This is a genomic window from Zavarzinia aquatilis (assembly GCF_003173035.1).
GTDB lineage: Bacteria > Pseudomonadota > Alphaproteobacteria > Zavarziniales > Zavarziniaceae > Zavarzinia > Zavarzinia aquatilis.
In genome coordinates this window covers 81,152-106,209 of sequence record NZ_QGLE01000005.1, presented here as the reverse complement: position 1 = coordinate 106,209, position 25,058 = coordinate 81,152, and the positions used below count along the sequence as shown (strand labels likewise).

Sequence of the window (25,058 nt, the reverse complement as noted above, 5' to 3'; positions counted from 1 at the left end):
TGGTAGAGCGTCGGCCGGAGAAGGCAACGTGATGACATTGCGAGGCGAAGGTCGAGGGACCGCGGTGCCGCGCCGTCCGATACGGGCCGGCGCCGGGTCCGCATGATGCTTCGCTTTCTCCCCGCCGTGCTTGCCTGCCTCCTGCTGGCGGGACTGGCCGCGCTTCAGGTGATGCTGCCGACCGGTGACCTGCCGGCCGACGACGCCGGCCTCGCCGCGCGGCGACCGGCGCTGGTCGAGGGACCGGCGGCACCCGAATTTCCGGAGATCGAGGCAAGACCCCTGTTCTCGCCCGACCGTCGGCCTGCTGCCGGCCCCGCCGATACGACAACGGCCGAGTATTTCGCCGTGATCGGCATCGGCACGACGGCGGAATCGGCGACGGCGCTCCTGCGCATCGGGGAACGCGACACCCGCCGCATCCGCCCCGGCGACGAGGTCGAGGGCTGGACCGTCGACGCCATCCTGCCCGACGCCGTCACCCTGACCCGAGACGGCGAAAGCCTGCGCCTGACGCTGGGCGCCGCCCCCGCCGCGCCGTCAACCGGGTCGGGCGAGCCGGACCCTCGCCCGGCCGAGATGGATACATTGCCCGACGACGACCTGACCGGCGACGATCGCCCCGGGGCCCCTCCGACAGCGGGCGAAATGCCGCCGGGTTCGGACCGGGCGACCGATCCGGCGACGGCGCCGCGTCCCGACAAATCCTGGCTGCCGCCGGCCATGCAGAACATGCCCGGCATCGAGAGGTTCATCGAGAAATGACCAGTCGCAAGGCCCTGGGCACCCTCACCGCCCTCGCGCTGGCCCTCGCCGGCTGCGACACCACGGGGACGCCACAGACCGAGGTGCAGGGCGCCACCGTCGTCGGCAACACCGTGCCCGCGGGTCCGCGCCCCCTGCCCGGCATCGCCCCCGGCCGGCCAGACGACGGCTATCAGCCGCTCGGCACCCAGACCCGCATCATAAGGGGCACCGGACAAGTGCTGGGCGCGCCCGCCGCGACGAATGACGACACCGCCGGCGGCGACGTCAGCCTGAACTTCACCAATGCCGAGGTGCGCGACGTCGCCAAGGCGGTGCTGGGAGATATCCTCGGCCTGACCTACGCCGTCGACCCCGAGGCCCAGGGCCAGATCACCATCGAGACCGCCCAGCCGATCCGCCGCGACCGGGTGCTGCCGACGCTGGAGGCCGGCTTGCAGGCGGCCCAGTTGATCCTGATCCGCGAAGGCAATCTCTACACGATCATGCCGGCGGGCGGCGAGCCGCGCTCCATCGGCCTGCTCGGCCCGAACGACCCCGGCACCGGGACCGAAGCCATTCCCCTGCGCTTCGTCTCGGCGACGGCGCTGAAGGATCTGCTGGCCGAAATGGTGCCCAACACGGCGCGGATCGAAGCCGATGCCGCGCGCAACATCCTGCTGGTCAGCGGCAGTTCGGTCAGCCGGCGCAGCCTGCGCGAGCTCGCGCAGCAATTCGACGTCGACTGGCTGCGCGGCGTCTCCTTCGCGCTGATCGTGCCGCAATGGACCGACAGCCGGAACCTCGTCGAGCAACTGACCCAGTTGCTGAACGCCGAGGGCGTGCCCACCGCCGGCACCATCCGCTTCGTGCCGGTGCAGCAGGTGAACGGCATCCTGGCGATTTCCAACCGGGCGGAATATCTCGACCGGGTGCGCACCCTCGTCGAGATGCTGGACCGGGAAGCCCAGGGCTCGCGCCGCCGGCTCTTCGTCTACCGGGTGCAGAACGGCCGGGCCAGCGACCTCGCCAAGGTGCTGGCGTCGGCCTTCGGCGCCGGCAAGGACGGCGGCACGAGCGCGGCCGCTTCCAGTCCGTCGTCGAATGCGGGCAGCGCCAGCCTCGGCGGTTTTGGCACCTCCACCGCCTCGACCAGCGGCCTCGGCCAGACCGGCGCGACCGACGGCAGCCTGCCCACCCCGCCGACCATGCCCGGCATCGACGGTCAGGGCGGCGGCGCGGCCACCGGCCTCAGCGTCGACCTCGGCGAGGCGGAAGGCGCGGTGAACATCAGCGCCGACGAGATTTCCAACTCCATCGTCATCCACGCCAAGCCGCAGCAGTATGAAATCGTCGCCGACGCCCTGCGCAAGCTCGACGTGCTGCCGCTGCAGGTGATGATCGAATCCGCGGTGACCGAGGTCACGCTGAACAACGACCTGCGTTACGGCGTGCAATGGTTCTTCCAGACCGGCAACAGCAAATTCTCGTTGAGCGAATTCGCGTCGGGCGCCATCGGCCAGGTCTTCCCGGGCTTTTCCTATCTGGTCTCGAACGGGGACTCGATCACCAGCGTGTTGAATGCCCTCGCCGGCGTGACGAACATCAACGTCGTCTCGGCGCCCAAGCTCCTGGTGCTCAACAACCAGACCGCCTCGCTGCAGGTCGGCGACCAGGTCCCCGTGGCCACCCAGTCGGCGGAAAGCACCGATACCTCGACCGCCCGCATCGTCAATTCGATCGAATATCGCGACACCGGCATCATCCTGCGCATCACGCCCCGGGTGAATGACAGCGGTGTCGTCCTGCTCGACATCTCGCAGGAGGTGAGCAACGTGGTGAAGACGACCACGTCGGCCCTCGACTCGCCGACCATCCAGCAGCGCCGGGTCGCCAGTTCGGTCGCGGTCGAGGACGGTCAGACCATCGCTCTCGGCGGCCTGATCACCGAGACCAATCAGTCGGACAATTCGGGGCTGCCCTATCTGCGCAACCTGCCCTTCCTCGGGCCGCTGTTCGGCACCACCACCGATTCCAAGGACCGGACCGAACTGCTGATCCTGCTCACGCCGCGCGTGGTGCGGAATGCCGCGGATGCCCAGCGCATCACCGATGAATTGCGCGAGAAGATCCGCTCGGTGAAGCCGCTGCCCGCCGCCCCTTCGGAAGGTCTGCGCCCCTGAGCGGCGGCACGGCTCCCCATCGTCATCCCGGCGCAGGCCGGGATTTCGTGCCGGCGGATGCGCCTCTGTCGCGCCAAGGCTCCGGCTTTCGCCGACGTGACGAGGACAGGGAGCCGGCCATGGGAGAGACGCGCCTAACGCTCGGGCCGGAAGACCTCGAGGCCGAAACGCTCGGCCGCCTTGCCGGCCACCCGGTCGGCATAGGCGCGCGCCCGTTCAGGATCGGACGGCGCGTGGTAGCAGCCGACGCCCGCCCAGAAGTCGCCGCCACGCTTGTGGATGCAGTCCGCGAGGATATAGCTGCCGACGGCGATATTGGTGCAGGGCCGGTCGCGCAGCGCCGCCTCCGCCTCGTCGGGGGTCACGCCCCATTTCCGGGCCAGCGGCTCCAGCCACAGGCTGTTCACCTGCATCGGACCGATATCGCGCGTGCCGTTGGCATTCTCGCTGACTTCGCCGATGCGGCCGCCTTCCGCTTCCAGGATGGCAATGATTCCCGTCGGCGGCAGCCCGTAGGCGGTCGCGGCCTTGATCGCGCAGGCGAGGACGAGAGACGAGAGTTCCATGATCGTTTCGGGGGCCATGATGCCCGCGATCTGTGACGGTTTCGATGACATTCTGACGGAATTCCGTCTGTTCGGCGCCCTGCTGCCCGCCTTCGTCGGCTGGCTGGCGGCGGCGCTGTGGGGATTGATGATCGGCAGTTTCGCGACCGTCGCCATGGAACGCTGGCCCGCCATCATCGAAGGCCGGATGCCGGCCAGCGCCCTGTGGTATCCGGGGTCGCGCTGCCCGCCCTGCGGACGGCCGCTGACCTGGGCACAGGCGATGCCGCTGATCGGCTGGCTGGCATTGCGGGGGCATTGCCCCTGCGGCGCGCAGCGGGTGCCGGCGCGCTACCCGCTGGTCGAGCTGGGCGGCGTGGTCTTCGTCCTCGCCGCGGCCCTGCTGGCACCGGCGCCGGCCGACCGGGCGGTCGCCTTCGTGCTGGTCGCCAGCGTCCTTTATGTCCTCGCCGTGGTCGATGCCCGGTCGGGTTATCTGCCCGACGCGCTGACCCTCGGCCTGCTGTGGGCCGGCTTGCTGGCTTCGGCGCTTGGCCCCTGCGGTCTCGACGCCATCGCCCCGGGCGACGCCATCGCGGGTGCCGCCACCGGCTGGCTGGTCATGGCCCTGGTCGGCACCATGGCCCGCCTGCGTCTGGGGCACGAGGCCCTGGCCCGGGGCGACTGGAAACTGGTCGCCGCCGTCGGGGCCTGGGGCGGGGTGCTCGCCGTGTTCCACCTGCTGCTGCTCGGCTCGGTCGCCGCGCTCGCGCTGGCGCCGCTGCTCGATCGTTTCCGCCTTGGCGACGACGCCGACGGGCCACGCGGCGTTCCGCTCGGCCCCGGCTTCGCCCTTGCCGCCCTGCCCGTGCTCGCGGGTCTCGTGCCGTCCCTCGACCTCTTTGGCTAGATTTCCCGGCCCATCGCCCCGGATTGTTCCCGACTGCACCGGATTCACCCGGGATTCGGTTCATTTCTGGCGCAATTAAACCCTGCCGTGTCGCTAGACTGAAACCTTGCTGACATGAAAGTCAGCAATCCTCCGGCGCACCACAAGCGGCCGGAACAGGCCGACGACCACTGTACGATTACCATAGGGGCAGGTCATGATCGACGAGAGCAGGCGCAATTTCCTCAAGACGACGGCGACGCTGGCCGGGGCGAGCGCCGCGGCGACGGTGTTTCCCTCCGCCATCCAGCAGGCACTGGCGATCGACGCCAACAACGCGACCAAGTCGATCAAGGATGTCGAACATATCGTCATCCTGATGCAGGAAAACCGGGCCTTCGATCATTACTTCGGCACCTTCCCGGGCGTGCGCGGTTTCGGCGACCGCTTCAGCATTCCGCTGGCGGGCGGGCGCAGCGTGTGGGAACAGTCGAACGGCACCCGCATCATCACCCCCTATCACCTCGACCAGTCGGCGGGTAATGCCCAGCGTGTCAGCGGCACGCCGCATTCCTGGGACAACGCGCAGGCCGCCTGGGACCACGGCCGCATGGCGAACTGGCCGACCTACAAGCAGGACCAGTCGATGGGTCATTACGAGAAGGCCGAGCTGGAATTCCAGTGGGCCCTCGCCAATGCCTTCACGCTCTGCGACAACTACCACTGCGGCATCCATGCCGGCACCAACCCGAACCGTCTCTATCACTGGACCGGTTGCAGCGGCGCCAGCGCGGCCGGCGTCGCCGCCGTGACCAACGAATGGGACAGCCTCGACAGCTCCGCCAACGGTTACACCTGGAAGACCTATCCCGAGCGGCTGGAAGAAGCCGGCATCGACTGGAAGGTCTACCAGAACCTGCCGAACAATTTCACCGACAACCCGCTGGCCGGCTTCCGCCAATACCGCAAGGCGAACGAGGTCTATAACACTTCGTCCGGCTTCCCCTGGCTGCCCTACACCAAGGTGCTGAACGACAAGGCCCCGCTCTACAAGGGCATTTCCAACACCATGCCGTTCGGTGGCCTGCTGGCGGAATTCGCGACCGACGTGAAGCTGGGCATCCTGCCGCAAGTGTCGTGGATCGTCGCGCCCGACACCTATAGCGAACACCCCGGCCCGTCGAGCCCGGTGCAGGGCGCCTGGTACATCCAGGAGACCCTGAAGGCCCTGACCGCCGTGCCGGAGGTCTGGTCCAAGACCGTGCTGATCATCAATTTCGACGAGAACGACGGCTTCTTCGATCACGTCCCCTCGCCCGCCGTGTTCTCGCGCAACCCGGACGGCTCCGCCGCCGGCGCGACCACGATGAAGAGCGATCTCGTCGCCGCCGAATATTTCACCCATCCGGCGCCCGAAGGCACCACCGGCCAGCCGAGCCCGGACGGCCGCCCCTATGGCCCCGGCCCGCGCGTGCCCTGCTATGTCGTCTCGCCGTGGAGCAAGGGCGGCTGGGTCGCATCGGAGACCTTCGACCACACCTCGGTCCTGCGCTTCATCGAGGCCCGTTTCGGCGTCGCCGAAAGCAACATCAGCCCCTATCGCCGGGCGATCTCGGGTGACCTCACCTCCTGCTTCGATTTCGTCAATCCGAACGCGGCCGTGCCGACCCTGCCGAAGCGCAGCAAGCTGTCGGCGGACGCGCTCCGCGTCTCGCAAGATCTGAAGGATCAGGTGCCGGTGCCGGCTGTCGACGCCCAGTCCCTGCCCAAGCAGCAGGCGGGTATCCGCCCGTCCCGCGCCCTGCCCTACGAACTGTCGGTCGATGCCACGGTCGAGGGCGCCGCGGTGCGCCTGCGCTTCAGCAACAGCGGCAAATCGGCCGCCGTGTTCCATGTCTACGACAAGCTGCACCTCGACCGCATTCCCCGCCGCTTCATGGTCGAGGCCGGCAAGAAGCTGGCCGCGACCTTCGACAGCGCGGGTGACGCCGGCCAGTACGATCTGTGGGTTCTCGGGCCGAACAGCTTCCATCGCCACTTCACTGGCGACAGCGATCTGGTCGGTGCCACCAAGATGCTGCCGGAAATCGCGGTCTCCTACGATCCCGAGCTGTCGCGCCTCAACATCGCGATGACCAACACGGGCGCGCGGCCGTGCCGCTTCACCGTGTCGGCCAATGCCTACGAGAAATACACCAAGGACGTCCGGGTCGAGGCCGGCGCGCGTCAGGTGCTGCGTCTCGACATTTCCGACCAGGGCAACTGGTACGATTACACCGTGACGGTGAACAATCTCGCCGGCTTCACCCGCCGCCTCGCTGGCCGGATGGAGACGGGCAAGCCCGGCATCTCCGATCCCCATTCGGTGTTCGAGCAGATCGCCAACGCCGGCTGAGCGGTAACGCCGACCAGCGCAACCTCCCGGCTTCGCGCCGGGAGGTCCATTCACGCATCATGACCGGACGCCCGAGATGACCGATACCAACAGACGCGACTTCCTGAAGTCCGCCGCCGCCCTCGGCGGGACTGCCGCCGCCGCCACCGTCTTTCCCGACACGATCCGCAAGGCCCTCGCCATCGACGCCGCCAATGGCACCAAGTCGATCAAGGACGTGCAGCACATCGTCGTGCTGATGCAGGAAAACCGGGCCTTCGACCATTACTTCGGCACCTTCCCGGGCGTGCGCGGCTTCGGCGACCGCTTCACCATTCCGCGCGCCGACGGGCGCACCGTGTTCCACCAGTGGAACGGCGAGCGGACCATCCTGCCCTACCATCTGAATTCCAAGAAGGGCAACGCCCAGCGCGTCACCGGCACGCCGCACACCTGGCCCGATGCCCAGGCGGTGTGGAACCACGGGCGCATCACCGACTGGCCGCTGCACAAGGAAAACCAGTCGATGGGCTATTACAAGGAGGCCGAGGTCGGCTTCCAGTTCGCCCTCGCCAATGCCTTCACGCTTTGCGACAACTACCACTGCGCGACGCATACCGGCACTTTCCCGAACCGGGTCTATCACTGGACCGGCACCAACGGCCCGACCGGCACCGGCAATGCCGTCGTCATCAACGAGATGGACAATTTCGGCTCGAAGTCCAAGGGCTACGCCTGGAAGACCTATCCCGAGCGGCTGCAGGAAGCGGGCGTGACCTGGAAGGTCTACCAGAACCTGCCGGACAATTTCGGCGACAATCCGCTGGCCGGTTTCCGCCAGTATCGCGCCGCCCATGAGGCGATGGGCAATACCCCCCTCGGCCTGCCGTGGATCCCCTATGTCGAGGCGATGGACGCGAAGCAGCCGCTCTACAAGGGCGTCGGCAACACCATGCCGCTGGGCGGGTTGCTCGGCCAGCTCGAACTCGACGTGAAGAACGGCAAGCTGCCGCAGGTCTCGTGGATCGTCGCGCCCACGCTCTATTCCGAGCATCCGGCGGTGTCGAGCCCGGTGCAGGGGGCCTGGTATGTCCAGCAGGCGCTGGAAATCCTGACCGCCGATCCGGAGGTCTGGTCGAAGACCGTGCTCATCGTCAATTTCGACGAGAACGACGGCTTCTTCGATCACGTCCCCTCGCCCACCGTGTTCTCGCGCAACGAGGACGGCACGGCGGCCGGCGGCACGACCATGGCGGAAAACCTGCTGGGCAGCGAATATTTCACCCATCCGGCGATCGAGGGCGCGACCAGCCAGCCGGCGCCGGACGGCCGCCCCTATGGCCCCGGGCCGCGCGTGCCCTGCTTCGTCATCTCGCCGTGGAGCCGGGGCGGCTGGGTCGCGTCGGAGACCTTCGACCACACCTCGGTCCTGCGCTTCATCGAGGCGCGCTTCGGCGTCGCCGAGAGCAACATCAGTCCCTACCGCCGGGCGATCATCGGCGACCTGACCTCCTGCTTCGACTTCGTCAATCCGAACACCAGCGTGCCCACCCTGCCGACCCGCAGCAAGATTTCGGCCGACTCGATCCGCGTCGCGCAGGCCCTGCGCCTGCAGGTCAAGATCCCGGCCGAGGCGGACCAGACCGTGCCCGAGCAGGACATCGGCATCCGCCCGTCGCGGCCGCTGCCTTACGAACTGCACATCGAGGCGACGGCCGGCAGCGACAGCATCCGCCTGCGCTTCCGCAACACCGGCACCGTCGGCGCGGTCTATCACGTCTACGACCGGCTGCACCTCGACCGTATCCCGCACCGTTACATGGTCGAGGCGGGCAAGGTGCTGGCCGCGACCTGGGATCTGAAGGCGGATGGTGGCGCCTATGACCTCTGGGTGCTGGGGCCGAACGGCTATCACCGGCACTTCACCGGCAACACCGTGGTCGCCTCGACGGCCAAGGCGGCGCCCGAGGTCACCGCGTCCTACGACAAGACCAATCAGCGCCTGAACCTGACCCTGGCCAACAACGGGGCGCGGACCTGCACCTTCAAGGTGACGGCCAACGCCTACGAGAAGCTGGAGCAGGAGGTGCGGGTTGCCGCCGGGGCGAGCAAGCCGCTGCGCCTGTCCCTCGCCGATCAGGGCAATTGGTACGATTACACCGTGACGGTGACCGGCCTCGATGGCTTCAGCCGCCGCCTCGCCGGCCGGCTGGAGACGGGCAAGCCGAGCATTTCCGATCCGGCCCACGTCCTCGAACAGATCGCCATCGCGGGCTGATCCGGCGACCCGCCCCCCCGTCGTTGGTGTTGACGGGGGGGCTATGCCCCCCGACACTTTCCGACAAAATGTCAAAGCGACACGATAAACGTCGGAAGAGGAAACGTCGGTGGTGGATATTGCAGCGCCCTTCACGCTGGCCTGTGGCCAGACCCTGAAGAACCGTCTGGCCAAGGCGGCGATGACCGAAGGGCTGGCCGATCCGCGCAACCGCGCGACCCCGGCCCTGTGCGAGCTGTACCGGCGTTTCGCCGAGGGGGGCTGCGGCCTTCTCATCACCGGCAACATGCAGGTTCATCCCGACAATCTGGAGCGGCCGGGCAATGTCGTCGTCGCCCCAGGCATGGACGAGGCGGCCAAGGCCGCCCTCGCCGCCATGGCCAGGGCTGGAACGGCCAATGGCACGCGCCTGTGGGCCCAGATCAGCCATGCCGGCCGGCAGACCCCGATCGCCGTCAACAAGACGCCGCAGGCCCCTTCAGCCATTCCGCTGCCCCTGCCGGGCAAGCAGTTCGGCACGCCCCGCGCCATGACCGACGGGGAAATCGTCGATGTGATTTCCCGCTTCGGCTTCGCTGCCGCCACCCTGAAGGAGGCCGGTTTCGACGGCGTGCAGGTGCACGGCGCCCATGGTTACCTGATCAGCCAGTTCCTCAGCCCCCGCTCCAACCAGCGCACCGACCGCTGGGGCGGCAGCCTGGAAAACCGGGCGCGCCTGCTGCTCGAAGTGGTGCGGGCGGTGCGCGCCGCCGCCGGTCCCGGCTTCGGCGTCGGCGTGAAGCTGAATTCCGCCGACTTCATGAAGGGCGGCTTCGGCGACGAGGAGGCGACCACCGTCGCCCGCTGGCTGGAAGCGGAAGGCATCGACCTGCTCGAGGTTTCGGGCGGCACCTACGAGCGGCCGATGATGATGGGCAACGAGGATATGTCGACCGATGCCGGCGCCAAGCAGGCGCGCCGCGCCTCGACCGTGGCCCGCGAGGCCTATTTCCTCGATTATGCCAAGACCATGCGCGCGGCGGTGAAGACGCCGCTGATGGTCACTGGCGGCTTCCGCAGCCGCGCCGCCATGGACGAGGCGCTGGCGGCCGGCGCCTGCGACGTGATCGGTCTCGCCCGGCCGCTGTGCCTGAAGCCGGATGCGCCGGCCGCGCTGCTGTCGGGCCGGCTCGCTCGGCTCGACGATTGGGAGAACCGCCTGCGCCTTGGCCCGGGGCGCCTGCTCGGTCCGGCCTCGCCGCTGAAGATCATCCAGATGCTGAACGGCTTCGGTCCCTTGGGCTGGTTCGCCAACCACCTGAAGACCCTGGGCCAGGGTGGCACGCCGAGCCCCGAACTCGGCATCTTCGGCGCTTTCCTCCGCTATCAGATGGGCGAGATGCGGGCGGCGAAGGCGATGCACGCCGCCCGCAAGTCTCAGGCGTAGGTCACTTCCGTCATCATGCCGGTCGCCATGTGCAGCAGGTTGTGGCAGTGGAACAACCAGCGACCGGCATTATCCGCGTCGAAAGCGATGGTGACGCGGCCGTTGATCGGCACCAGCACGGTATCGCGCCGCGCGCCCGCCAGCGGCTTGCCGTTCAAGGCGACGACATCGAAGTGATGGCCGTGCAGGTGCATCGGATGGGCCATCATGCTCTCGTTCACCATCTCGACCGCGACGCGCTGGCCGGCCTTCACCTGCACCGGCAGCCGGTTGCTCCATGAGCGGTCGTCGATGGTCCAGACGTAAGGCATCATCGACCCGGTCAGGCGGATGCGGCGGGTGATCTCGGCCGGGCGCGCTGTCACGCCCTCGGCCGTCAGCCGCCCCTCCAGCGACAGGTCGACCGGCGGCGCGGCCTCCGCCGCCTTGTCGGCGACGCGGGGCACGCTCGCCCCGGTCGGCGCCAGGATGATGCCGGTGCGGGCGCGGTCGCCCTCGCGCTGGGCCAGCACCGGCACGGCGGCGCCGTCCGGCCCCAGCTGCAGCAGGACGTCGATGCGTTGGCCCTGGGCGAGCGGTACTTTCGTCACCTCGACCGGTTTCACCGGATTGCCGTCGACCGCCATCACCGTGCCGGTCAACCCGCCGAAGTCGAGCCAGAAGGCGGTCGCCGCCGCGCCGTTGATCAGGCGCAAGTGGACCCGCCCACCCTTCTCGACCGCGACCACCTGCGGATCGTCCAGCGTGCGGTCGTTGGCGAGATAGGCATCGAATTCGACATCGTTCAGGTCCATGCCCGCCATGCCGTGATCCATGGCGGGCATGGCGTGGCCCATGGCCGAATGATCCATGCCGGACATGTCCATGCCGGGCATCGACATGCCCCCCATATCCATGCCGCCATGGTTCATCATGCCGCCGGCAAGGCCGGCCACCAGTTCTTCCGGCGCCTTGAAGCTGAAATCGTGGAGGAGGACCGTCACCTCCTGCGCGTCGCGCGCGAGGTCTTCCCTGGTGCGGACGATCAGCGGCGCGGCCAGCAGGCGCATTTCCTGCAGGCCCTGATGGGAATGCATCCAGTGGGTTCCGCCGCGCGGCGCGAAATCGTAGTCGGCGAAGCCGCCATCCGCGATCGCCCGGACATAGAGGGTGTCGGTCACGCCATCCTGATCGGGCGGCGGGGTCTGGCCGTGCCAATGGATGATCGTGTCCTCGCCGATGCGGTTCTCGAGCCGCAGGCGGAAGGCCTCGCCCGGCGAAAGCACGAGGCCGGAAGCCCCGTCCGGCCCGCGCAGGCCGAGGACGGAGGCGGCTTTGCCCTTGATGTCGAGGCTGCGGCGCTCGGCGGTCAGGGTTTTGGGCGTGGTGCCGAAGGCGGCCCGGGCGAAGACCGGGGCGGTTGCGGCGAGGGCGGCGGTCGCCACGAACTGGCGCCGCGACAGATGGAAGGTCATGGTCTCTCTCTCGTCTGAAAAGGCTGGGAAGCGGCTTTCAGGCGAGGGCGCGAGGCGGGCGGTAAAGGGGAGGCGGCACAGCCCCGGGCAGCCCGGTCAGGGCGAGAGCGGCCGGTATCGGCAGCGGACGCGGCCCGAGTCGCGGCGCATCGGTCGCGGCCGGCAGGGCATTCACCGGCAGGCAATGCAGGGCGCAGGCGGCGCCGATGCAGCAGCCGGTCTTCGCCGGGGCCTGCGCGGGCTGGCTGTCCGCATGGTCCGGGCACGGCGCCTCGACGGTCGGCGCGGCGGCGGGTGCCGCCATGCCTGCCGCCGGCAGCGCCGCGAACCAGAACATCGCCGCCACGAGGGCGAGCGCGGCGCGAAGGATTGTGCCGAGGGACCGGTTCATGACGGAGAATCTAGGGATGCCGGCGTCGATTGCCACGGCTTTTTTCGCGGGATTGATCCGCCTCAAGGAGCGGTGACGGCGACGCTCCTATAAAGAAGGTGACCGCGAGGCTTTGATGCCCCCAGTCGAGAAAGAAGGAGGGCCGTAAAATGAAACTCCGGACTCTCATGACCAATGGCGCCCGCACCCCGGCCGCCATGACAGACAACCCCTTCGTTGCCCTGCGGCAGGAGATCGACCGGCTGTTCAATGACATGACCATGGATCTGGGTCTCGGTGAGGCGCTGCCCAGAATGAACATGGTCGAGAACGCCGAGGCGATCACGCTGACCGCTGAACTCCCGGGCATGGAGGAAAAGGACGTCGAGGTCACGCTGGCGGACAATGTCCTGACCATCCGCGGCGAAAAGAAGGTGGAACGTGAAGACAAGGGCGAGACCGCCCATATGATCGAGCGCACCACCGGCGCTTTCGCCCGGACGATCGAGATGCCAGCCGGCACTGACCCGGCGGCCATCAAGGCGATGATGGACAAGGGCGTTCTGACCGTGACCGTGCCGAAACCGGCGCGGGCGATGGCGGAGTCCCGGAAGATCGAGGTCAAACGCGCCGCCTAGCTCCCCCAGGCGGTGTGCCCACGGCCCCGGACGGTTTCCCCGCCGCCCGGGGCCGAGCTTTTTTGGGGCAGGATGTCAGATGGCCTGTAAGCCGGGTTCTGTCGCCGCGGTTGCCCGCGACGGGTGACCATTCCTCTAGGACGACCGTTGCCGGCCGTCTCAAGCAACCGACCCGGGCGACGGACCGGAAACAGATCCCGCGGGCTCGCGCCCGCCTGCCGCCCCTATTTGGTTTTGCTCCGGGTGGGGTTTACCATGCCGCTGGCGTTACCGTCAGCGCGGTGCGCTCTTACCGCACCCTTTCACCCTTGCCGGCCGGCCGGACTTTCGCCCGGCGTTCCGGCGGTCTGCTCTCTGTGGCACTGTCCCTGAAGTTACCTTCGCCGGGCGTTACCCGGCACCCTGTCTCCGTGGAGCCCGGACTTTCCTCCCCCGCGAAACGCGGCGGCGGTCACCCGGCCATCTGACGGCTCAAGGCCTAGCGGTTTCGGCCCGCAGGCGCAAGAGCCGGGCGAGCCGGCCGCGCGTTCCCGCGTCGGCGATGCCATCGACAACGGCGGGACGCCAGTGACGCTGGAAGGCGGCGACCACCGCCCGCGTCTCGTCGTCGTAGCGGCCATGGACATGCAGGCCATAACCGAAGTCGGCGAGGTCGGCCTGCAACGCCTCGACCAGCGTGCCCGATTCGCCGGGACCGAGCCGCCCGCCCGCGACCGGATCGACCCCCTCGGCCCAGAAGCCGATGCCGCGCTGGGCAAGATAGGACCAGTCGAACAATTCGCCCGGATCGGTCTTGCGCAGCGGCGCGCCGTCGGAATGACCGATGACATCGAAGGGGTCGATGGTCCAGCGCGCGACGATGCCCCGGGCGAGGTCGGCCAGGGCCTTCATCTGGGCTGGCGGGAAATGCCGATATCCCCATTCATGGCCCGGATTGACCAGTTCGATGCCGATGGAACGGAGGTTGATGTTGTCAATGCCGCGCCAGCTGCCCTTGCCGGCGTGCCAGGCCCGCTCGGTTTCCGCCACCAGCCGATAGATGGTGCCGTCCTCGTCGATCAGGTAGTGGCTGGAAACCTTGGCTTCTGGGTCGCGCAGGCGGGCCAGCGCCTCGGCCCCGGTCTTCATGCCGGTGTAATGGATCATCAGGATCGAGACGGGCGCGCCATCCCGGCTGTCGTGATTGGGCGAGGGCTGGTTGACGATCCGGTTCACGGTGCCGCCCCGACGATTTTCCGCTCACGCAGCATGATGATGCCAACTCCCGCGAGGGTCATCAGACTGCCCCCGATCATGCGCCAGGTCAGCGCGTCGTCAAGCAGCAGGACACCGAAGACGATGCCGAGCACGGGCGAAAGCAGCATGAGCGGCGCCGTCGTCGTCACCGGATAGCGTTGCAGCAGGCGGAAATTGGCGGCATGGGCGATCAGCGAGGAACCGAAGGCGGTATAGGCGACGGCGGCCCAGGCGAGCAGCGAGGCATTGGTGACCGCCGCGCCCTGCCCGGTCTCGAACAGGGCCGAGAACAGCAACATGCTGGGCCCGGTGACGAGCCCCATCCAGGCCTGAAGGGTGAAGACGCCGACCCCCCGCATCCGCCGCATGATGATCATGGCGACCGCCATCGAGAAGGCGGCGGCGACGCAAAGCAGCAGCCCGTCGAGATAGGAGAACACCCGCGGATCGAAGCCGATGACGATGACGCCCGCGAAGGCGATGACGATGCCGAGGATACGGCGCCAGCGGATCGTCTCCTTCAGGATGACGACGCTGAGGATGGTGACGAAGGGAATGTTCAGCTGGATCGCCACCGCCGCCGAGGAGACGTCGCCGACAAGACCGATGCCGATGAACAGCAGTCCGAAGTGACACAGGCCGGCGGTCAGCGCGACCCACAGCACCGCCCGGATCTGGTCGCGCGGCACCCGCAGGATCAGCGGCGAGAGCACGAGACCGATGGCGCAGAAGCGGATGCCGGTCAGCAGCATGGGGGGCAGCTCGCTCACCCCGACCTTGGCGGCGACGAAATTGAACCCCCAGATCAGGTTCACGAGCAGGACGAGGGCAATGTCGATGGGCGCCATGTCCCTCGATAGCAGTGGAACCCCCCGGCTACCATTGCGCCTCTTGCATGTCGCTTGTTCCCGTTTCGGCAATAGCCATCGCTTAGCGAAGGCGGCAGGACGTCGGACCCGGGGAAATGCGAGGCCGACGCGGCGTTACCTTCGCCTTTGGTCGGAATCGACAAAGTGGCGGTCAGAGCCTATGAGCCGGGCACCGCTTACATTTCGGGAGACTCGGCCATGGCCGCGACGACGCTGATACCGGCAACCCTCATACCGGGAGACGGCATCGGCCCCGAAATCGTCGACGCCGTCGTTGCCGTGCTCGACGCGCTGGGCGCGCCCTTCGCCTTCGATACCCAGGACGCCGGCATGGCCGGGATCGAGGCGGCGGGCGATCCCCTGCCCCAGGCCACCCTCGATTCCATCGCCCGCACCGGCCTTGCCCTGAAAGGCCCGCTGACCACGCCGTCGGGCGGCGGCTATCGTTCGGTGAATGTCCGCCTGCGCGAGGCGTTCAAGCTCTACGCCAATGTCCGGCCGGCGCGCAGCCTGATCCCGGGCGGCCGGTTCGAGAATATCGACCTCGTCCTCCTGCGCGAGAACCTCGAGGGCTATTACGTCGCCCACGAACATTTCATTCCCGTGGGCGACGATCCCAAGGCGGTCGCGGTCAGCCAGGGCGTGACGACACGCATCGGCTGCGAGCGGATCGTCCGCTACGCCTTCGAATATGCCGTCGCCAATGGCCGCAAGAAGGTGACCCTGGTCCACAAGGCCAATATCCTGAAGGCGATCACCGGCCTGTTCCTCGAAATCGGCCGCAACATCGCCCGGGAATACGAAGGCCGCGTCGCGGTCGACGAGAGGATCGTCGATGCCTGCGCCATGCAACTCGTCATGAACCCCTGGCAGTTCGACGTGATCGTCACCACCAATCTGTTCGGCGACATCCTGTCGGACCAGATCGCCGGCCTGGTCGGCGGCCTCGGCATGGCGCCGGGCGCCAATATCGGCGAGAAGGCGGCGATTTTCGAGGCCGTGCACGGCTCCGCCCCCGATATCGCCGGCAAGGGCATCGCCAACCCCCTCGCCCTCCTCATGGCCGCCGGTCTGATGCTGGAACATGTCGGCCGGCAGGACCTCGCGGCCAAGCTCAAGGTCGCCATCGACCGCACCCTGAACGAGGATCGGGTCCGCACCGGCGACCTGGGCGGCAAGGCCACCACCCGGGAATTGACCGCCGCGCTGATCGCCCGCCTGCATTGACATCCGGCCATTGACATCCGGCGCCAGACCGGACCGAGGAAGCCCAAGGAAACGCCCCGGGAGACAGGCTCTCCCGGGGCGTCGTCATGTCGGGGATGGCGTCAGAAGCCCCGCCCCTCGGCCACCAGCCGGCGCAACAGCGGGGCCGCCTGCCACGGCTTCGTACCCAGCCGGGCATGGAAGGCGTCGATCCCGGCCAGCACCCTGTCGAGGCCATGTTGCTGGCCCCAGAACATCGGCCCGCCGCGGAAGGCCGGGAAGCCGTAGCCGTTCAGCCACACGACGTCGATATCGGAAGCCCGCGCGGCGATGCCTTCCTCGAGGATGCGGGCACCTTCGTTCACCATCATGAACATGCAGCGTTCGACGATCTCCGTCTCGTCGACGGCGCGGGGCGCGATGCCCTGCGCGGCACGGTAAGCGGCGATCAGCGCATCGGTTTCCGCGTCAGGGATCGGCGCCCGGCTGCCGGCCTCGTAGCGATAGATGCCGGCCCTGGTCTTCTGGCCGAAGCGGCCCTTTTCGGCCAGCGTGTCGAGCCAGTTGGGGGCGTCGACCTCCGGATCATTGGCCTTCCGCCGCTCTTCCCGAATGCGCCAGCCGACATCGAGCCCGGCGAGGTCGGAGGTGGCGAAAGGCCCCATGGCGAAGCCGAAATCGGTCAGCGCCTTGTCCACCTGCTGCGGGCTGGCGCCTTCGTTGACGAGGGCGATGGCCTCGCGGTTGCGGGCATGGAGGATGCGGTTGCCGACGAAGCCATAGCAGACCCCGACCATCACGCCGACCTTGCCGATGCGCCGCGCCACCTCCATCACCGTCGCCTGCACGTCGGGCGCGGTCGCCTTGCCGCGCACATTCTCCAGCAGTTTCATGACGTTGGCCGGGCTGAAGAAATGCATGCCGACGACATCCTGCGGCCGGCCGGTCGCCGCCGCGATCTCGTCGATGCTCAAGGTCGAGGTATTGGTGGCCAGCACCGCCCCCGGCTTGCACACAAGGTCGAGGGTGCCGAAGATGTCGTGCTTCACCGCCATCGACTCGAAGGCCGCCTCGATCACCAGATCGGCACCGGCGAGATCGGCATAATCGAGGCTGGGCCGGATCAGCGCCATGCGCGTCTCGATCTCCTCCGCCGTCATGCGGCCCTTCGCCCTCGTGGCCTCGTAATTGGCGCGGATGGTGGCGAGGCCGCGCTCCAGCGCCTCCGCCTTCATCTCGAGCAGGGTCACCGGAATATCGGCATTGGCGAAACACATGGCGATGCCGCCGCCCATGGTGCCGGCGCCGATGACGCCGACCGTCTCCACCTTGCGCGGCTTAACGTCGGGACCGATGCCCGGCACCTTGGCCGCCTCGCGCGGGGCGAAGAAGGCATGGACGAGGCCGGCGCGCTGGGGCGAGGCGAGACAGGACAGGAACAGGCTGCGCTCCTTCGCCAGCGCCTCGTCGAAGGGCAGCGTGGCCGCGCCCTCGATGGCATCGACGCAGGCCAGCGGCGAGACGAGGCCGCGGCTGCGCTTCGCGATCGCCGCCCGCGCCTCGGCGAAGGTCTCGGCTTTTGCGTCTACCGCAAGATCGCGGGTGCGCCGGCCGGTCACGCCTTCCTCCAGCACCTGCAGCGCGGCGGCGACCACGTCGCCTTCCGCGATCCGGTCGACGATGCCGGCGGCTTCCGCCGCCTCGGCCTTCAGGGGATCCCCGGCGGTGATGATGTCGATGGCGGCCCTGGCGCCCGCGAGACGGGGCAGACGCACGGTGCCGCCCGCGCCGGGGATCAGGCCCAGCTTCACCTCGGGCAGGCCGAGGCTGGCGAAGGGCCCCGCCACCCGGTAGTGGCAGCCGAGCGCGAGTTCGAGCCCACCGCCCAGCGCCACGCCATTGATCGCCGCGATCACCGGCTTGCCCGAGGCTTCGATGGCGTTGATCACGTCGGGCAGCGAGGGCGGCAGGGCCGGCTTGCCGAATTCGCGGATATCCGCGCCGGCGGAAAAGGCCTTGCCCTTGCCGGTCAGCACGACGGCGTCGACCTCATCGTCCCCCTGCGCCCGGGCGATTAGGTCCAGGAGGCCCTGACGAACCGCCTGGCCGAGGGCATTGACCGGCGGGCTGTCGATCGAAATCACCGCCACCCGGCCCTGCCGGCCATAGTGCACAACCTCGCTCATCGCCGCTCCCTCGTCTGTCTTGGCCCGTCCGGGCAGAATCGCGCGGGATTGTGCCTCGTTCCGAATTCGGAGGCACGCCCCTTGCTGCCAGGGGGCGTGGCCGCCACGCCCTACCAGGCGTAGCTGAGACCGAAAGCGAATTCGGTCGCCGCATTGGTCATCGAGACCGTCTGCCCGGGCGAGAGGCCGTTGCGCCCATCGGCGGCGACGGGCGGCGACCAGACGATGGCGGCATCGAGGGTCAGCGCCTGCGCCAGATCGACGCTGAAACCACCTGAAAAGCCATGGCGGAATGTTGCCGGCGCCAGCGCGTTCAGCAGGCCTTCGCTGGCCGGAGACAGCCGGTCGGTGTAACTGTAGCCGGCGCGGACCGCGATGCCGTCGCCGAGGCGCTGCTGGGCCCCGAAATGCAGCATCAACTGGTCATTCCAGCCAAAGCCGGCAGCCTCGTCGGTACCGAGCTGGGGGCCACCGCCCAGCGGGACGACGAAGCGGTTCGAGAAGGCCGGCACGCCCGAATAGAGGACATATTTCGCGTCCGCGACCAGGTCGAGCCCTTGCGCCACGCGCCAGGCGATGCCCCCGGCCAGGACCGCCGGCAGATCGAGATTGGCGCCCTCGGGCAGCAGGCCGCGGTATTTGCCATAAGGCCGCATGTCCGCCTCGGTCTGGTAGGTCAGGCCGAAGGAGAAGCTCTCGCCCTGATGGTGCAGCCCGATCTTGGCGGCGAAGCCGAGGGATTCGTCGCTGCGCAGGTCGGTGACATGCGCGGGATCGCTCGACGCGCCGAAGGCGGCCAGAGCAGCGAAGCCGCGCGCCCTGAACTGGCCATAGACCAGCGAAGGCGACAGGCCGACCGAGGTCCGCGGCGTGATCCGGTAGGCGATGGTCGGCGAAATGAACAGGGCCGAGGTGTCGAGCGTGGTCTTGCCCGCGCAGAGCGGCCCCGTCCCCGGCAAACCCGCCGGACAGCCAGGCCGCGCCTCGGCCGGGTAGGAAACACCGAGGCCGAACAGGCCGTAGGCGGAAAAACCGGCCGACCAGCGATCGTCGATCCGCTTCGTCGCCGAGAGATAGGGCACGGTGAAATAACGCTCTGCCGCGTCCCATTTGCCTTCCGCGAGGGGGAATGGCCCGGCGCCCGTCCCCTCGACATTCATCGCCGGCTGCGACAGGACCACCGTCCCGCCGAAGGAGACCTGATCGCCGACCTCGACCGTCGAGGCCGGGTTATTGATCGGCGCCACCGCATCCTGAGGCAGCGCGAGACCGGCGCCCCCCATGCCCTTTTCCTTGGCCCCCACGCTGGTCATCAGAATACCGCCGGCGGCCAGTGCCGGTTGCGCCCCATGAAATCCACTCATCCCGACCATGGTCAGGACACCCAAACGCCAGACAAGCGCCATCGCTCTCGTGCTCCCTGCACAATTTCGCGAGCGCGGCCACCTGCTTGTTGACGTGATTTCTCAGGGCCCGGTCGCGCCCCTGATCTGAACGGCCGGGATCCCCCATCCGGACGCCGCCCGCAGAATGCCCGCAAATCCTGGGCCGGCGAAAGCCATCATTCTGGGGGGGGTGGGGGGTGGGGAACATCGCCCCCGCCCGCGGGCGGGGCCGGCGGGGGCGATGACCGACTTCCCTAGAGCAGGAAGTCGGTGGCGGCGAGCATGAGATTGCCCGCCAGTTGAACCTGGAAATCGGCCATGCCATCGCCATTCACGTCACCTTCGATGAAGGTGTCCGTGCCATCGTCGAACTGGCGCAGCTGACCGGCGACATTGCCGAAGGCATCCGTGCCGATGAAGACGAAGGCATCGTTCGCCATCGTGGTGCTGTCGGCGTCGATCGCCGTCAGGACGATAAGATCGCCGGTGCCGAAATCGGTGACGAGATCGCGGGTCGCCGCCGTCATCCCGCTGTCCGCCGTCGAGGTGTAGATGAAGCGGTCGAGACCGGAGCTGCCCGCCAGGCGGTCGGCGCCGCCGCCCCCCAGCAGGCTGTCATCGCCGCGACCGCCGCGCAGGATGTCGTCACCGCCACCGCCGACCAGGAAGTCCGCCCCCGTGCCGCCGGTCACCATGTCGTTACCCTGCCCCGCGTTGAAATAATAGGCCTTGCCGGCGAGATCGGCGGCCATGGCGTCACGCGCCGAGGTGCCGAGGGCGACGGCGCCGAACATGTCGCCCCGGGCCGCGCCCGAGACGAGATCGCGCACGTCGAAGGTCACGCCCGCGCCACCAACGAAGGTGATGCCCTCGTCGTCGACCCTCGTGACGGCGCCGGTCAGCATGTCCGCGCCATCCTCGGCCTGCAGGCGGACGGCAAGGCCGCCGTCCTGATTGGCCATGGTGTTGCTGTCGTTCGCGTTGCCATTGCCGACCTGCGACGAGGTGAAGGTCAGGCGGACCTGTCCCGGCGCGCCCGCGTTGACCGTGACCGTATCCATGCCGTCACCGAGGTCGATCAGATCGGCGCCATCGGTCGAGACATTGAAGATCGCCCGATCCGCGCCCCCCTCGCCGTAGATCCTGTCGTTATCCGCCCCGCCGATGAAACTGTCGGCGCCATTGCCACCGAACAGATAGTCCCGGCCGAGACCGCCGACCAGAAAATCGTCGCCGTCGCCGCCGCGCGCGGTGTCATTACCGCCACCGAGGTTGAAGTAGTGATTGCCGGCGACCAGCGTCGATACCGATTCGCGCGCCGAGGTGCCGAGAACGGCCGCCTTGAACATGTCGCCCCGGGCGGTGCCGGAGACGAGATCGCGGATGTCGAAGGTCACGCCCGCCGTGGTCGCGACGAAGGCGATGCCCTCGTCGTCGAAGCGGCTGATACCGCCGGTCAGCATGTCCGTGCCGTCCTCGGCCTGCAGGCGGACGGCAAGGCCGCCGTCCTGATTGGCCATGGTGTTGCTGTCGTTCGCGTTGCCGTTGCCGACCTGCGACGAGGTGAAGGACAGGCGAATCTGGCCGGGGGCGGAAGCCGCCACATTCACCCGGTCGGCACCGGCGCCGAGATCGACACTGTCGGCGCCATCGGTCGAGACGTTGAAGATCGCGGTATCGTTACCATCCCCGCCCATGATCGTGTCGGCACCGGTGCCGCCGATGAAACTGTCGTCGCCGAGGCCGCCGTTCAGACTGTCGTCGCCCGCGCCACCGACCAGGAAGTCGGCAAGGTCGCCGCCGGTCACCATGTCGCTGCCCTGCCCGGCGTTGAAGTAATAGGCCTTGCCGGAGAGGACGGCGGTCAGCATGTCGGCATCCGAGGTGCCGAGGGTGGCGGCGCCGAACATGTCGCCCCGGGCGGTACCGGAGACGAGATCGCGGATGTCGAAGGTCACGCCCGCCGTGGTCGCGACGAAGGTAATGCCTTCGTCGTCGAAACGGCTGACCGCGCCGGTCAACTGGCCGGCGCCATCCTCGGCCTGCAGGCGGACGGCAAGGCCACCGTCCTGATTGGCCATGGTGTTGCTGTCGTTCGCATCGCCATTGCCGACCTGAGATGACGTGAAGCTGAGGCGAATTTGCCCGGGCGCCGAGGCGGCGACGTTGACGAGGTCGCTGCCGGTGCCGAGGTCGACCGTGTCGCTGCCGTCGGTCGAGACGTTGAAGATCGCGATATCGTTACCGATGCTGCCGTAGATCGTGTCGTTGCCGGTCCCGCCGATGAAGCGGTCGTCGCCGCCGCGTCCGCGCAGCATGTCGTCGCCAGCACCGCCGACGAGGAAATCGTCGGCATTGCCGCCGGTCACCCAATCGTCGCCCTGGCCGGCGTTGAAGTAATTCGTGCGGTTGCCCTGGTCGATCAGCCGGTCGTTGCGGAAAGTGCCGAGACCGACCACATCGAACAGATTGCCGCGCTGGGTGCCCGAGACCAGATCGCGCACGTCGAAGGTCAGGCCCGGGGTCTGCGAGACGAAGGTGATGCCTTCGTCGTCATAGCGCGACAGATCGCCCATGGGCGTGCCCGTGGCATCTTCCCGCTGGAAGCGGACGGCGAGACCGCCATCCTGATTGGCCAGCGTGCCGGCGTCGAGCGCGTTGCCGTTGCCGACTTCGGCGCTGGTGAAGCTCAGACGGATTTCGCCCGCGCCCGCGCTGCTGGTGACCAGGACCGAGTCGTTGCCGAGGCCGAGGTCGGTGCTGTCCGCCCCGTCGGTCGCCGCGTCGACACTGGCGGTGTCGTCGCCCCGCAGGCCCGTGATGGTGTCGTTGCCGGCGCCGCCATTGAACTGGTCGGCATCATTGGTGCCGGTCAGCGTGTCGTCCCCCGCCATGCCGTTGAAGATCGCCATTTGCCCCTCCGGGAATGTTGTTCGCGGCCCGCGGCGTTCCGCAGGCAGGGGCGTTCTCTGTCGCGTCCCCCAGGGGCTGTTACGCCGAAGGAGGAAACACGGATGTGGAGGACACGCGGTGCGGGGAAGCGAAATCCCGGAATACCGGATGGCGGCCGGGCGGATGCGCGGAAAATGAAAAACCCCGGATGGCCTGGCCATCCGGGGTTTTCAGTTTGGTGCGGTCGAGAAGACTCGAACTTCCACGGGAGTTACCCCACAAGCACCTCAAGCTTGCGCGTCTACCATTCCGCCACGACCGCTCCGGGCAGGCGGGGGTAGTAGCAAACTCGGCCGGGGGAGGCAAGCACTCTTTGCAGGATCAGTTCGAGGTGCAGGAGAAACTGGCGATGCGCTTGCCGTCGATTTCGCCAATGGTGTCGAGACGGGCGGCGCGACTGTATTGCGCGCAGTGAATCTGCGCCTTTTCAGTCGCCTTGGCGAGTTCGTCGACATCGTCGTCGATGGCGACGGTATAGCCGTTCGGCGTCGCGGTCAGCGGCGGGCGGCTGCCCGCGCAGGCGGCAAGACCGGCGGCGAGGACGGGAATCAGAATCAGGGGAAGGCGCAGGCGCATGGGAAATGCTCCATCAAATTGGGCCCCATGACCTAACACAGCGCGCGCGGCGTGTGTTCCCCCGCGTTCAGATGCCCGAGCCGTCGGCTTCGAGATGGATGCCGCATTCCTTCTTCTCGGAGCCGGCCCAGCGGCCGTCCCGATACTCGCCACCCGGCGCCACCCGGTCGGTGCAGGGCATGCAGCCGATCGACAGATAGCCGTCTTCGACCAGCGGATGGGCCGGCAGGTCGTAGGCGATGCGATAGGCGTCGAGCGCCTCGGCATCCCAGGAAATCAGCGGGTTCACCTTCACGAGGCCATTCGCCGATTCGAGGTTGGGCAGCTCGGCCCGCTCCTTGGTCTGGAAACGCTTGCGGCCGGTGATCCAGGCATCGAAACCCGAAAGCGCGCGGTTCAGCGGCTCGACCTTGCGCAGGCGGCAGCAGGCATTGGGATCGTCACGCCAAAGCACGCCGTCGGGATCGCGTTCCGCCACGGCGACCGGATCGGGTTCGATGGTGCGGACATCGGTCAGGCCGAGCAGCTTCGTCAGCCGGTCGCGATAACGCAGGGTCTCGCCGAACAGCTTGTCGGTATCGAGGAAGATCACGGGGATCGTGCGATCGACCTTGGCGACGAGGTGAAGCAGCACCGCCGACTCGGCGCCAAAGGACGAAACGAGCGCGATCCGGCCGCGGAATTCCAGCTGGGTCATGACCTTGACCAGCCCCTCACCGTCGAGCGAGCCGTAGAGATTGCGCAGCGCGGCCGCGTGATCCCGCGCCCACTGCTTGCGATCGGCCGCCAGGGCATTCATGCCAGCCATTCCTTCTCGTCCAGATATGCGTCCGACCGGCGGGACACTTCCCCGGGGGTCAGCCCTTGCTCGCGCCATTGCCGCCGTATGGCGGCCAGTTCTTCGAGCCGGCCAGCCCATTCGGGGCCGAAAGCTCGTTCCAGATGACGGCGCAGGCGGCGCGCCAGCGCCGGACTCTTGCCGCCGGTCGAAACCGCGATCGTCAGATCGCCCCGCCGGACCAGGGCGGGCAAATGCACGTCGCACAGATCGACCACATCCTCGACATTCACCAGGGCGCCGGCGGACCTCGCCGCCACCGCCACCGCCTCCGCCTCGGGCCGGTCGAGACCGGCGACGATGACGAGACGAACCCCCGCCAGTGCCGCCGTGTCCGGCAATCCATCGCGCCAGCGGTGGCCCGCCAGCGCGCGCAGATCGGCGCCAGCCCCGGGGGCGTAGACCGCGACATCGACCGCGCCCGCGGCATCGACGAGGGCCAGCCGCTTCGACACGACCTCGCCCCGGCCGACGACGGCGACCGCGAGACGGGTCATATCGAGTGCCAGGGGCAGCATCGCCACCTCGTAACCAGAGACCATTCACCGGCGCCATCAACGGATAACTGCCGGATTGGGTTGCGGACGATATGGGGAATAGGTTCTTTCACGCAATATCTAATTAGTGTGAAACCTATCACATAAACACAATGTATTAATGTGTTGTTAGACGGTCACAGATTATGGTGACAGAAGGAGGCCCCTGCCATGTCCGACCTTGCCACGCTGGCCGTCACCATGAATTCGCTGCAGACGCGGAACGAGGTTTCCCTCGCCGCGGTCAAGCAGAATGCGGATTTCCAGCGTCAGGTGGTGGCCGAGCTGTTCGCGACCATGGACGCCATGCCCCGCCCGCCCGAAGGCATGGGCCAGCAGATCGACCAATACGCCTGACCCTTCGCCGCCAGCG

General features: G+C 67.9%; 20 protein-coding genes, 1 tRNA gene and 1 other RNA gene. 9 read left to right on the top strand and 13 right to left on the bottom strand.

All coding sequences use genetic code 11. The annotated features are described in order from the left end of the window. Positions 1–105 precede the first annotated feature (105 nt). Both DKG74_RS10330 and gspD read left to right on the top strand, forming a co-directional pair. Positions 106–765 (top strand): hypothetical protein, encoded by a 660-nt coding sequence (locus DKG74_RS10330; protein WP_109905398.1) that lies wholly within the window; start codon positions 106–108, stop codon positions 763–765. Next, positions 762–2,927, top strand: coding sequence for a type II secretion system secretin GspD (gene gspD, locus DKG74_RS10325; protein ID WP_109905396.1), 2,166 nt, complete (start codon positions 762–764; stop codon positions 2,925–2,927). The genes DKG74_RS10330 and gspD overlap by 4 nt, the downstream gene beginning before the upstream one ends. A gap of 134 nt (positions 2,928–3,061) precedes the next feature. On the opposite strand, the gene DKG74_RS10320 is transcribed toward gspD, so the two are convergent. Beyond that, positions 3,062–3,493: a lytic transglycosylase domain-containing protein gene (locus tag DKG74_RS10320; protein ID WP_165837630.1), complete on the bottom strand. Its 432-nt coding sequence runs from the start codon at positions 3,491–3,493 to the stop codon at positions 3,062–3,064. Between DKG74_RS10320 and DKG74_RS10315 the strand changes: the two genes are divergently transcribed. The 4 genes from DKG74_RS10315 (at position 3,492) to DKG74_RS10300 (ending at position 10,439) form a co-directional block, all read left to right on the top strand. Further along, complete coding sequence (locus tag DKG74_RS10315; protein WP_109905394.1) at positions 3,492–4,382, top strand: prepilin peptidase; 891 nt, start codon at positions 3,492–3,494, stop codon at positions 4,380–4,382. The two genes, DKG74_RS10320 and DKG74_RS10315, sit on opposite strands and share 2 nt — an antisense overlap. A 196-nt stretch (positions 4,383–4,578) precedes the next feature. Continuing rightward, positions 4,579–6,756, top strand: a complete 2,178-nt coding sequence (locus DKG74_RS10310; protein WP_109905392.1) for a phosphocholine-specific phospholipase C — start codon at positions 4,579–4,581, stop codon at positions 6,754–6,756. Positions 6,757–6,832: 76 nt separating this feature from the next. Next, entirely contained in the window at positions 6,833–9,013 is a 2,181-nt protein-coding gene (locus DKG74_RS10305) for a phosphocholine-specific phospholipase C (RefSeq protein WP_109905390.1), read from the top strand. A 109-nt stretch (positions 9,014–9,122) separates the two neighbouring features. Next, positions 9,123–10,439 (top strand): NADH:flavin oxidoreductase/NADH oxidase family protein, encoded by a 1,317-nt coding sequence (locus tag DKG74_RS10300; RefSeq protein WP_109905388.1) that lies wholly within the window; start codon positions 9,123–9,125, stop codon positions 10,437–10,439. Here the strand turns inward: DKG74_RS10300 and DKG74_RS10295 are convergent. Continuing rightward, entirely contained in the window at positions 10,430–11,893 is a 1,464-nt protein-coding gene (locus DKG74_RS10295) for a multicopper oxidase family protein (RefSeq protein ID WP_109905386.1), read from the bottom strand. The two genes, DKG74_RS10300 and DKG74_RS10295, sit on opposite strands and share 10 nt — an antisense overlap. Before the next feature lie 37 nt (positions 11,894–11,930). Further along, entirely contained in the window at positions 11,931–12,320 is a 390-nt protein-coding gene (locus DKG74_RS10290; protein WP_207779315.1) for a hypothetical protein, read from the bottom strand. 113 nt (positions 12,321–12,433) lie between these two features. Here DKG74_RS10290 and DKG74_RS10285 point away from each other — a divergent pair, with 113 nt between their 5' ends. Next, the gene (locus DKG74_RS10285) at positions 12,434–12,901 is read left to right on the top strand and encodes an Hsp20/alpha crystallin family protein (protein WP_109905382.1); all 468 of its coding nucleotides are present in this window, start codon (positions 12,434–12,436) and stop codon (positions 12,899–12,901) included. A gap of 71 nt (positions 12,902–12,972) precedes the next feature. Here the strand turns inward: DKG74_RS10285 and rnpB are convergent. From rnpB to DKG74_RS10270, 3 genes are all read right to left on the bottom strand, one after another. Then, an RNA gene (gene rnpB, locus DKG74_RS10280) (RNase P RNA component class A) lies at positions 12,973–13,368 on the bottom strand. 4 nt (positions 13,369–13,372) lie between these two features. Next, positions 13,373–14,116: an N-acetylmuramoyl-L-alanine amidase gene (locus tag DKG74_RS10275; protein ID WP_109905380.1), complete on the bottom strand. Its 744-nt coding sequence runs from the start codon at positions 14,114–14,116 to the stop codon at positions 13,373–13,375. Further along, complete coding sequence (locus DKG74_RS10270) at positions 14,113–14,985, bottom strand: DMT family transporter (RefSeq protein WP_109905378.1); 873 nt, start codon at positions 14,983–14,985, stop codon at positions 14,113–14,115. The genes DKG74_RS10275 and DKG74_RS10270 overlap by 4 nt, the downstream gene beginning before the upstream one ends. Positions 14,986–15,204: 219 nt before the next feature. On the opposite strand from DKG74_RS10270, the gene DKG74_RS10265 reads away from it, so the two are divergent. Beyond that, the gene (locus DKG74_RS10265; protein WP_109905752.1) at positions 15,205–16,233 is read left to right on the top strand and encodes an isocitrate/isopropylmalate dehydrogenase family protein; all 1,029 of its coding nucleotides are present in this window, start codon (positions 15,205–15,207) and stop codon (positions 16,231–16,233) included. A 101-nt stretch (positions 16,234–16,334) separates the two neighbouring features. Here the strand turns inward: DKG74_RS10265 and DKG74_RS10260 are convergent, their stop codons facing one another. The 7 genes from DKG74_RS10260 to DKG74_RS10220 form a co-directional block, all read right to left on the bottom strand. Then, positions 16,335–18,398 carry a 3-hydroxyacyl-CoA dehydrogenase NAD-binding domain-containing protein gene (locus tag DKG74_RS10260; protein WP_109905376.1) on the bottom strand — a complete coding sequence of 688 codons (2,064 nt, stop codon included), beginning with the start codon at positions 18,396–18,398 and terminating at the stop codon, positions 16,335–16,337. A gap of 110 nt (positions 18,399–18,508) precedes the next feature. Then, positions 18,509–19,762, bottom strand: coding sequence for an OmpP1/FadL family transporter (locus DKG74_RS10255; protein WP_279340869.1), 1,254 nt, complete (start codon positions 19,760–19,762; stop codon positions 18,509–18,511). Positions 19,763–20,037: 275 nt separating this feature from the next. After that, positions 20,038–22,695 (bottom strand): beta strand repeat-containing protein, encoded by a 2,658-nt coding sequence (locus tag DKG74_RS22030; RefSeq protein ID WP_207779314.1) that lies wholly within the window; start codon positions 22,693–22,695, stop codon positions 20,038–20,040. A gap of 216 nt (positions 22,696–22,911) precedes the next feature. After that, a tRNA-Leu gene (locus DKG74_RS10235) sits at positions 22,912–22,997 on the bottom strand. 59 nt (positions 22,998–23,056) lie between these two features. Then, positions 23,057–23,311: a hypothetical protein gene (locus DKG74_RS10230; protein ID WP_109905372.1), complete on the bottom strand. Its 255-nt coding sequence runs from the start codon at positions 23,309–23,311 to the stop codon at positions 23,057–23,059. A 67-nt stretch (positions 23,312–23,378) separates the two neighbouring features. Then, entirely contained in the window at positions 23,379–24,119 is a 741-nt protein-coding gene (locus DKG74_RS10225; protein ID WP_341475855.1) for a phosphoadenylyl-sulfate reductase, read from the bottom strand. After that, positions 24,107–24,691: a precorrin-2 dehydrogenase/sirohydrochlorin ferrochelatase family protein gene (locus DKG74_RS10220; RefSeq protein WP_109905368.1), complete on the bottom strand. Its 585-nt coding sequence runs from the start codon at positions 24,689–24,691 to the stop codon at positions 24,107–24,109. Before DKG74_RS10220 ends, DKG74_RS10225 begins: the two co-directional genes overlap by 13 nt. Before the next feature lie 165 nt (positions 24,692–24,856). On the opposite strand from DKG74_RS10220, the gene DKG74_RS10215 reads away from it, so the two are divergent. After that, entirely contained in the window at positions 24,857–25,042 is a 186-nt protein-coding gene (locus DKG74_RS10215; RefSeq protein ID WP_109905366.1) for a putative motility protein, read from the top strand. The last annotated feature ends 16 nt before the right edge of the window (positions 25,043–25,058 follow it).

Coding starts and splice junctions, on each gene's coding strand:
- DKG74_RS10330 (WP_109905398.1), top strand. CDS start 106: ATGCTTCGCTTTCTCCCCGCCGTGCTTGCCTGCCTCCTGCTGGCGGGA.
- gspD (WP_109905396.1), top strand. CDS start 762: ATGACCAGTCGCAAGGCCCTGGGCACCCTCACCGCCCTCGCGCTGGCC.
- DKG74_RS10315 (WP_109905394.1), top strand. CDS start 3,492: ATGATCGTTTCGGGGGCCATGATGCCCGCGATCTGTGACGGTTTCGAT.
- DKG74_RS10320 (WP_165837630.1), bottom strand. CDS start 3,493: ATGGAACTCTCGTCTCTCGTCCTCGCCTGCGCGATCAAGGCCGCGACC.
- DKG74_RS10310 (WP_109905392.1), top strand. CDS start 4,579: ATGATCGACGAGAGCAGGCGCAATTTCCTCAAGACGACGGCGACGCTG.
- DKG74_RS10305 (WP_109905390.1), top strand. CDS start 6,833: ATGACCGATACCAACAGACGCGACTTCCTGAAGTCCGCCGCCGCCCTC.
- DKG74_RS10295 (WP_109905386.1), bottom strand. CDS start 11,893: ATGACCTTCCATCTGTCGCGGCGCCAGTTCGTGGCGACCGCCGCCCTC.
- DKG74_RS10285 (WP_109905382.1), top strand. CDS start 12,434: ATGAAACTCCGGACTCTCATGACCAATGGCGCCCGCACCCCGGCCGCC.
- DKG74_RS10270 (WP_109905378.1), bottom strand. CDS start 14,985: ATGGCGCCCATCGACATTGCCCTCGTCCTGCTCGTGAACCTGATCTGG.
- DKG74_RS10265 (WP_109905752.1), top strand. CDS start 15,205: ATGGCCGCGACGACGCTGATACCGGCAACCCTCATACCGGGAGACGGC.
- DKG74_RS10260 (WP_109905376.1), bottom strand. CDS start 18,398: ATGAGCGAGGTTGTGCACTATGGCCGGCAGGGCCGGGTGGCGGTGATT.
- DKG74_RS10255 (WP_279340869.1), bottom strand. CDS start 19,762: ATGAGTGGATTTCATGGGGCGCAACCGGCACTGGCCGCCGGCGGTATT.
- DKG74_RS22030 (WP_207779314.1), bottom strand. CDS start 22,695: ATGGCGATCTTCAACGGCATGGCGGGGGACGACACGCTGACCGGCACC.
- DKG74_RS10230 (WP_109905372.1), bottom strand. CDS start 23,311: ATGCGCCTGCGCCTTCCCCTGATTCTGATTCCCGTCCTCGCCGCCGGT.
- DKG74_RS10225 (WP_341475855.1), bottom strand. CDS start 24,119: ATGGCTGGCATGAATGCCCTGGCGGCCGATCGCAAGCAGTGGGCGCGG.
- DKG74_RS10220 (WP_109905368.1), bottom strand. CDS start 24,691: ATGGTCTCTGGTTACGAGGTGGCGATGCTGCCCCTGGCACTCGATATG.
- DKG74_RS10215 (WP_109905366.1), top strand. CDS start 24,857: ATGTCCGACCTTGCCACGCTGGCCGTCACCATGAATTCGCTGCAGACG.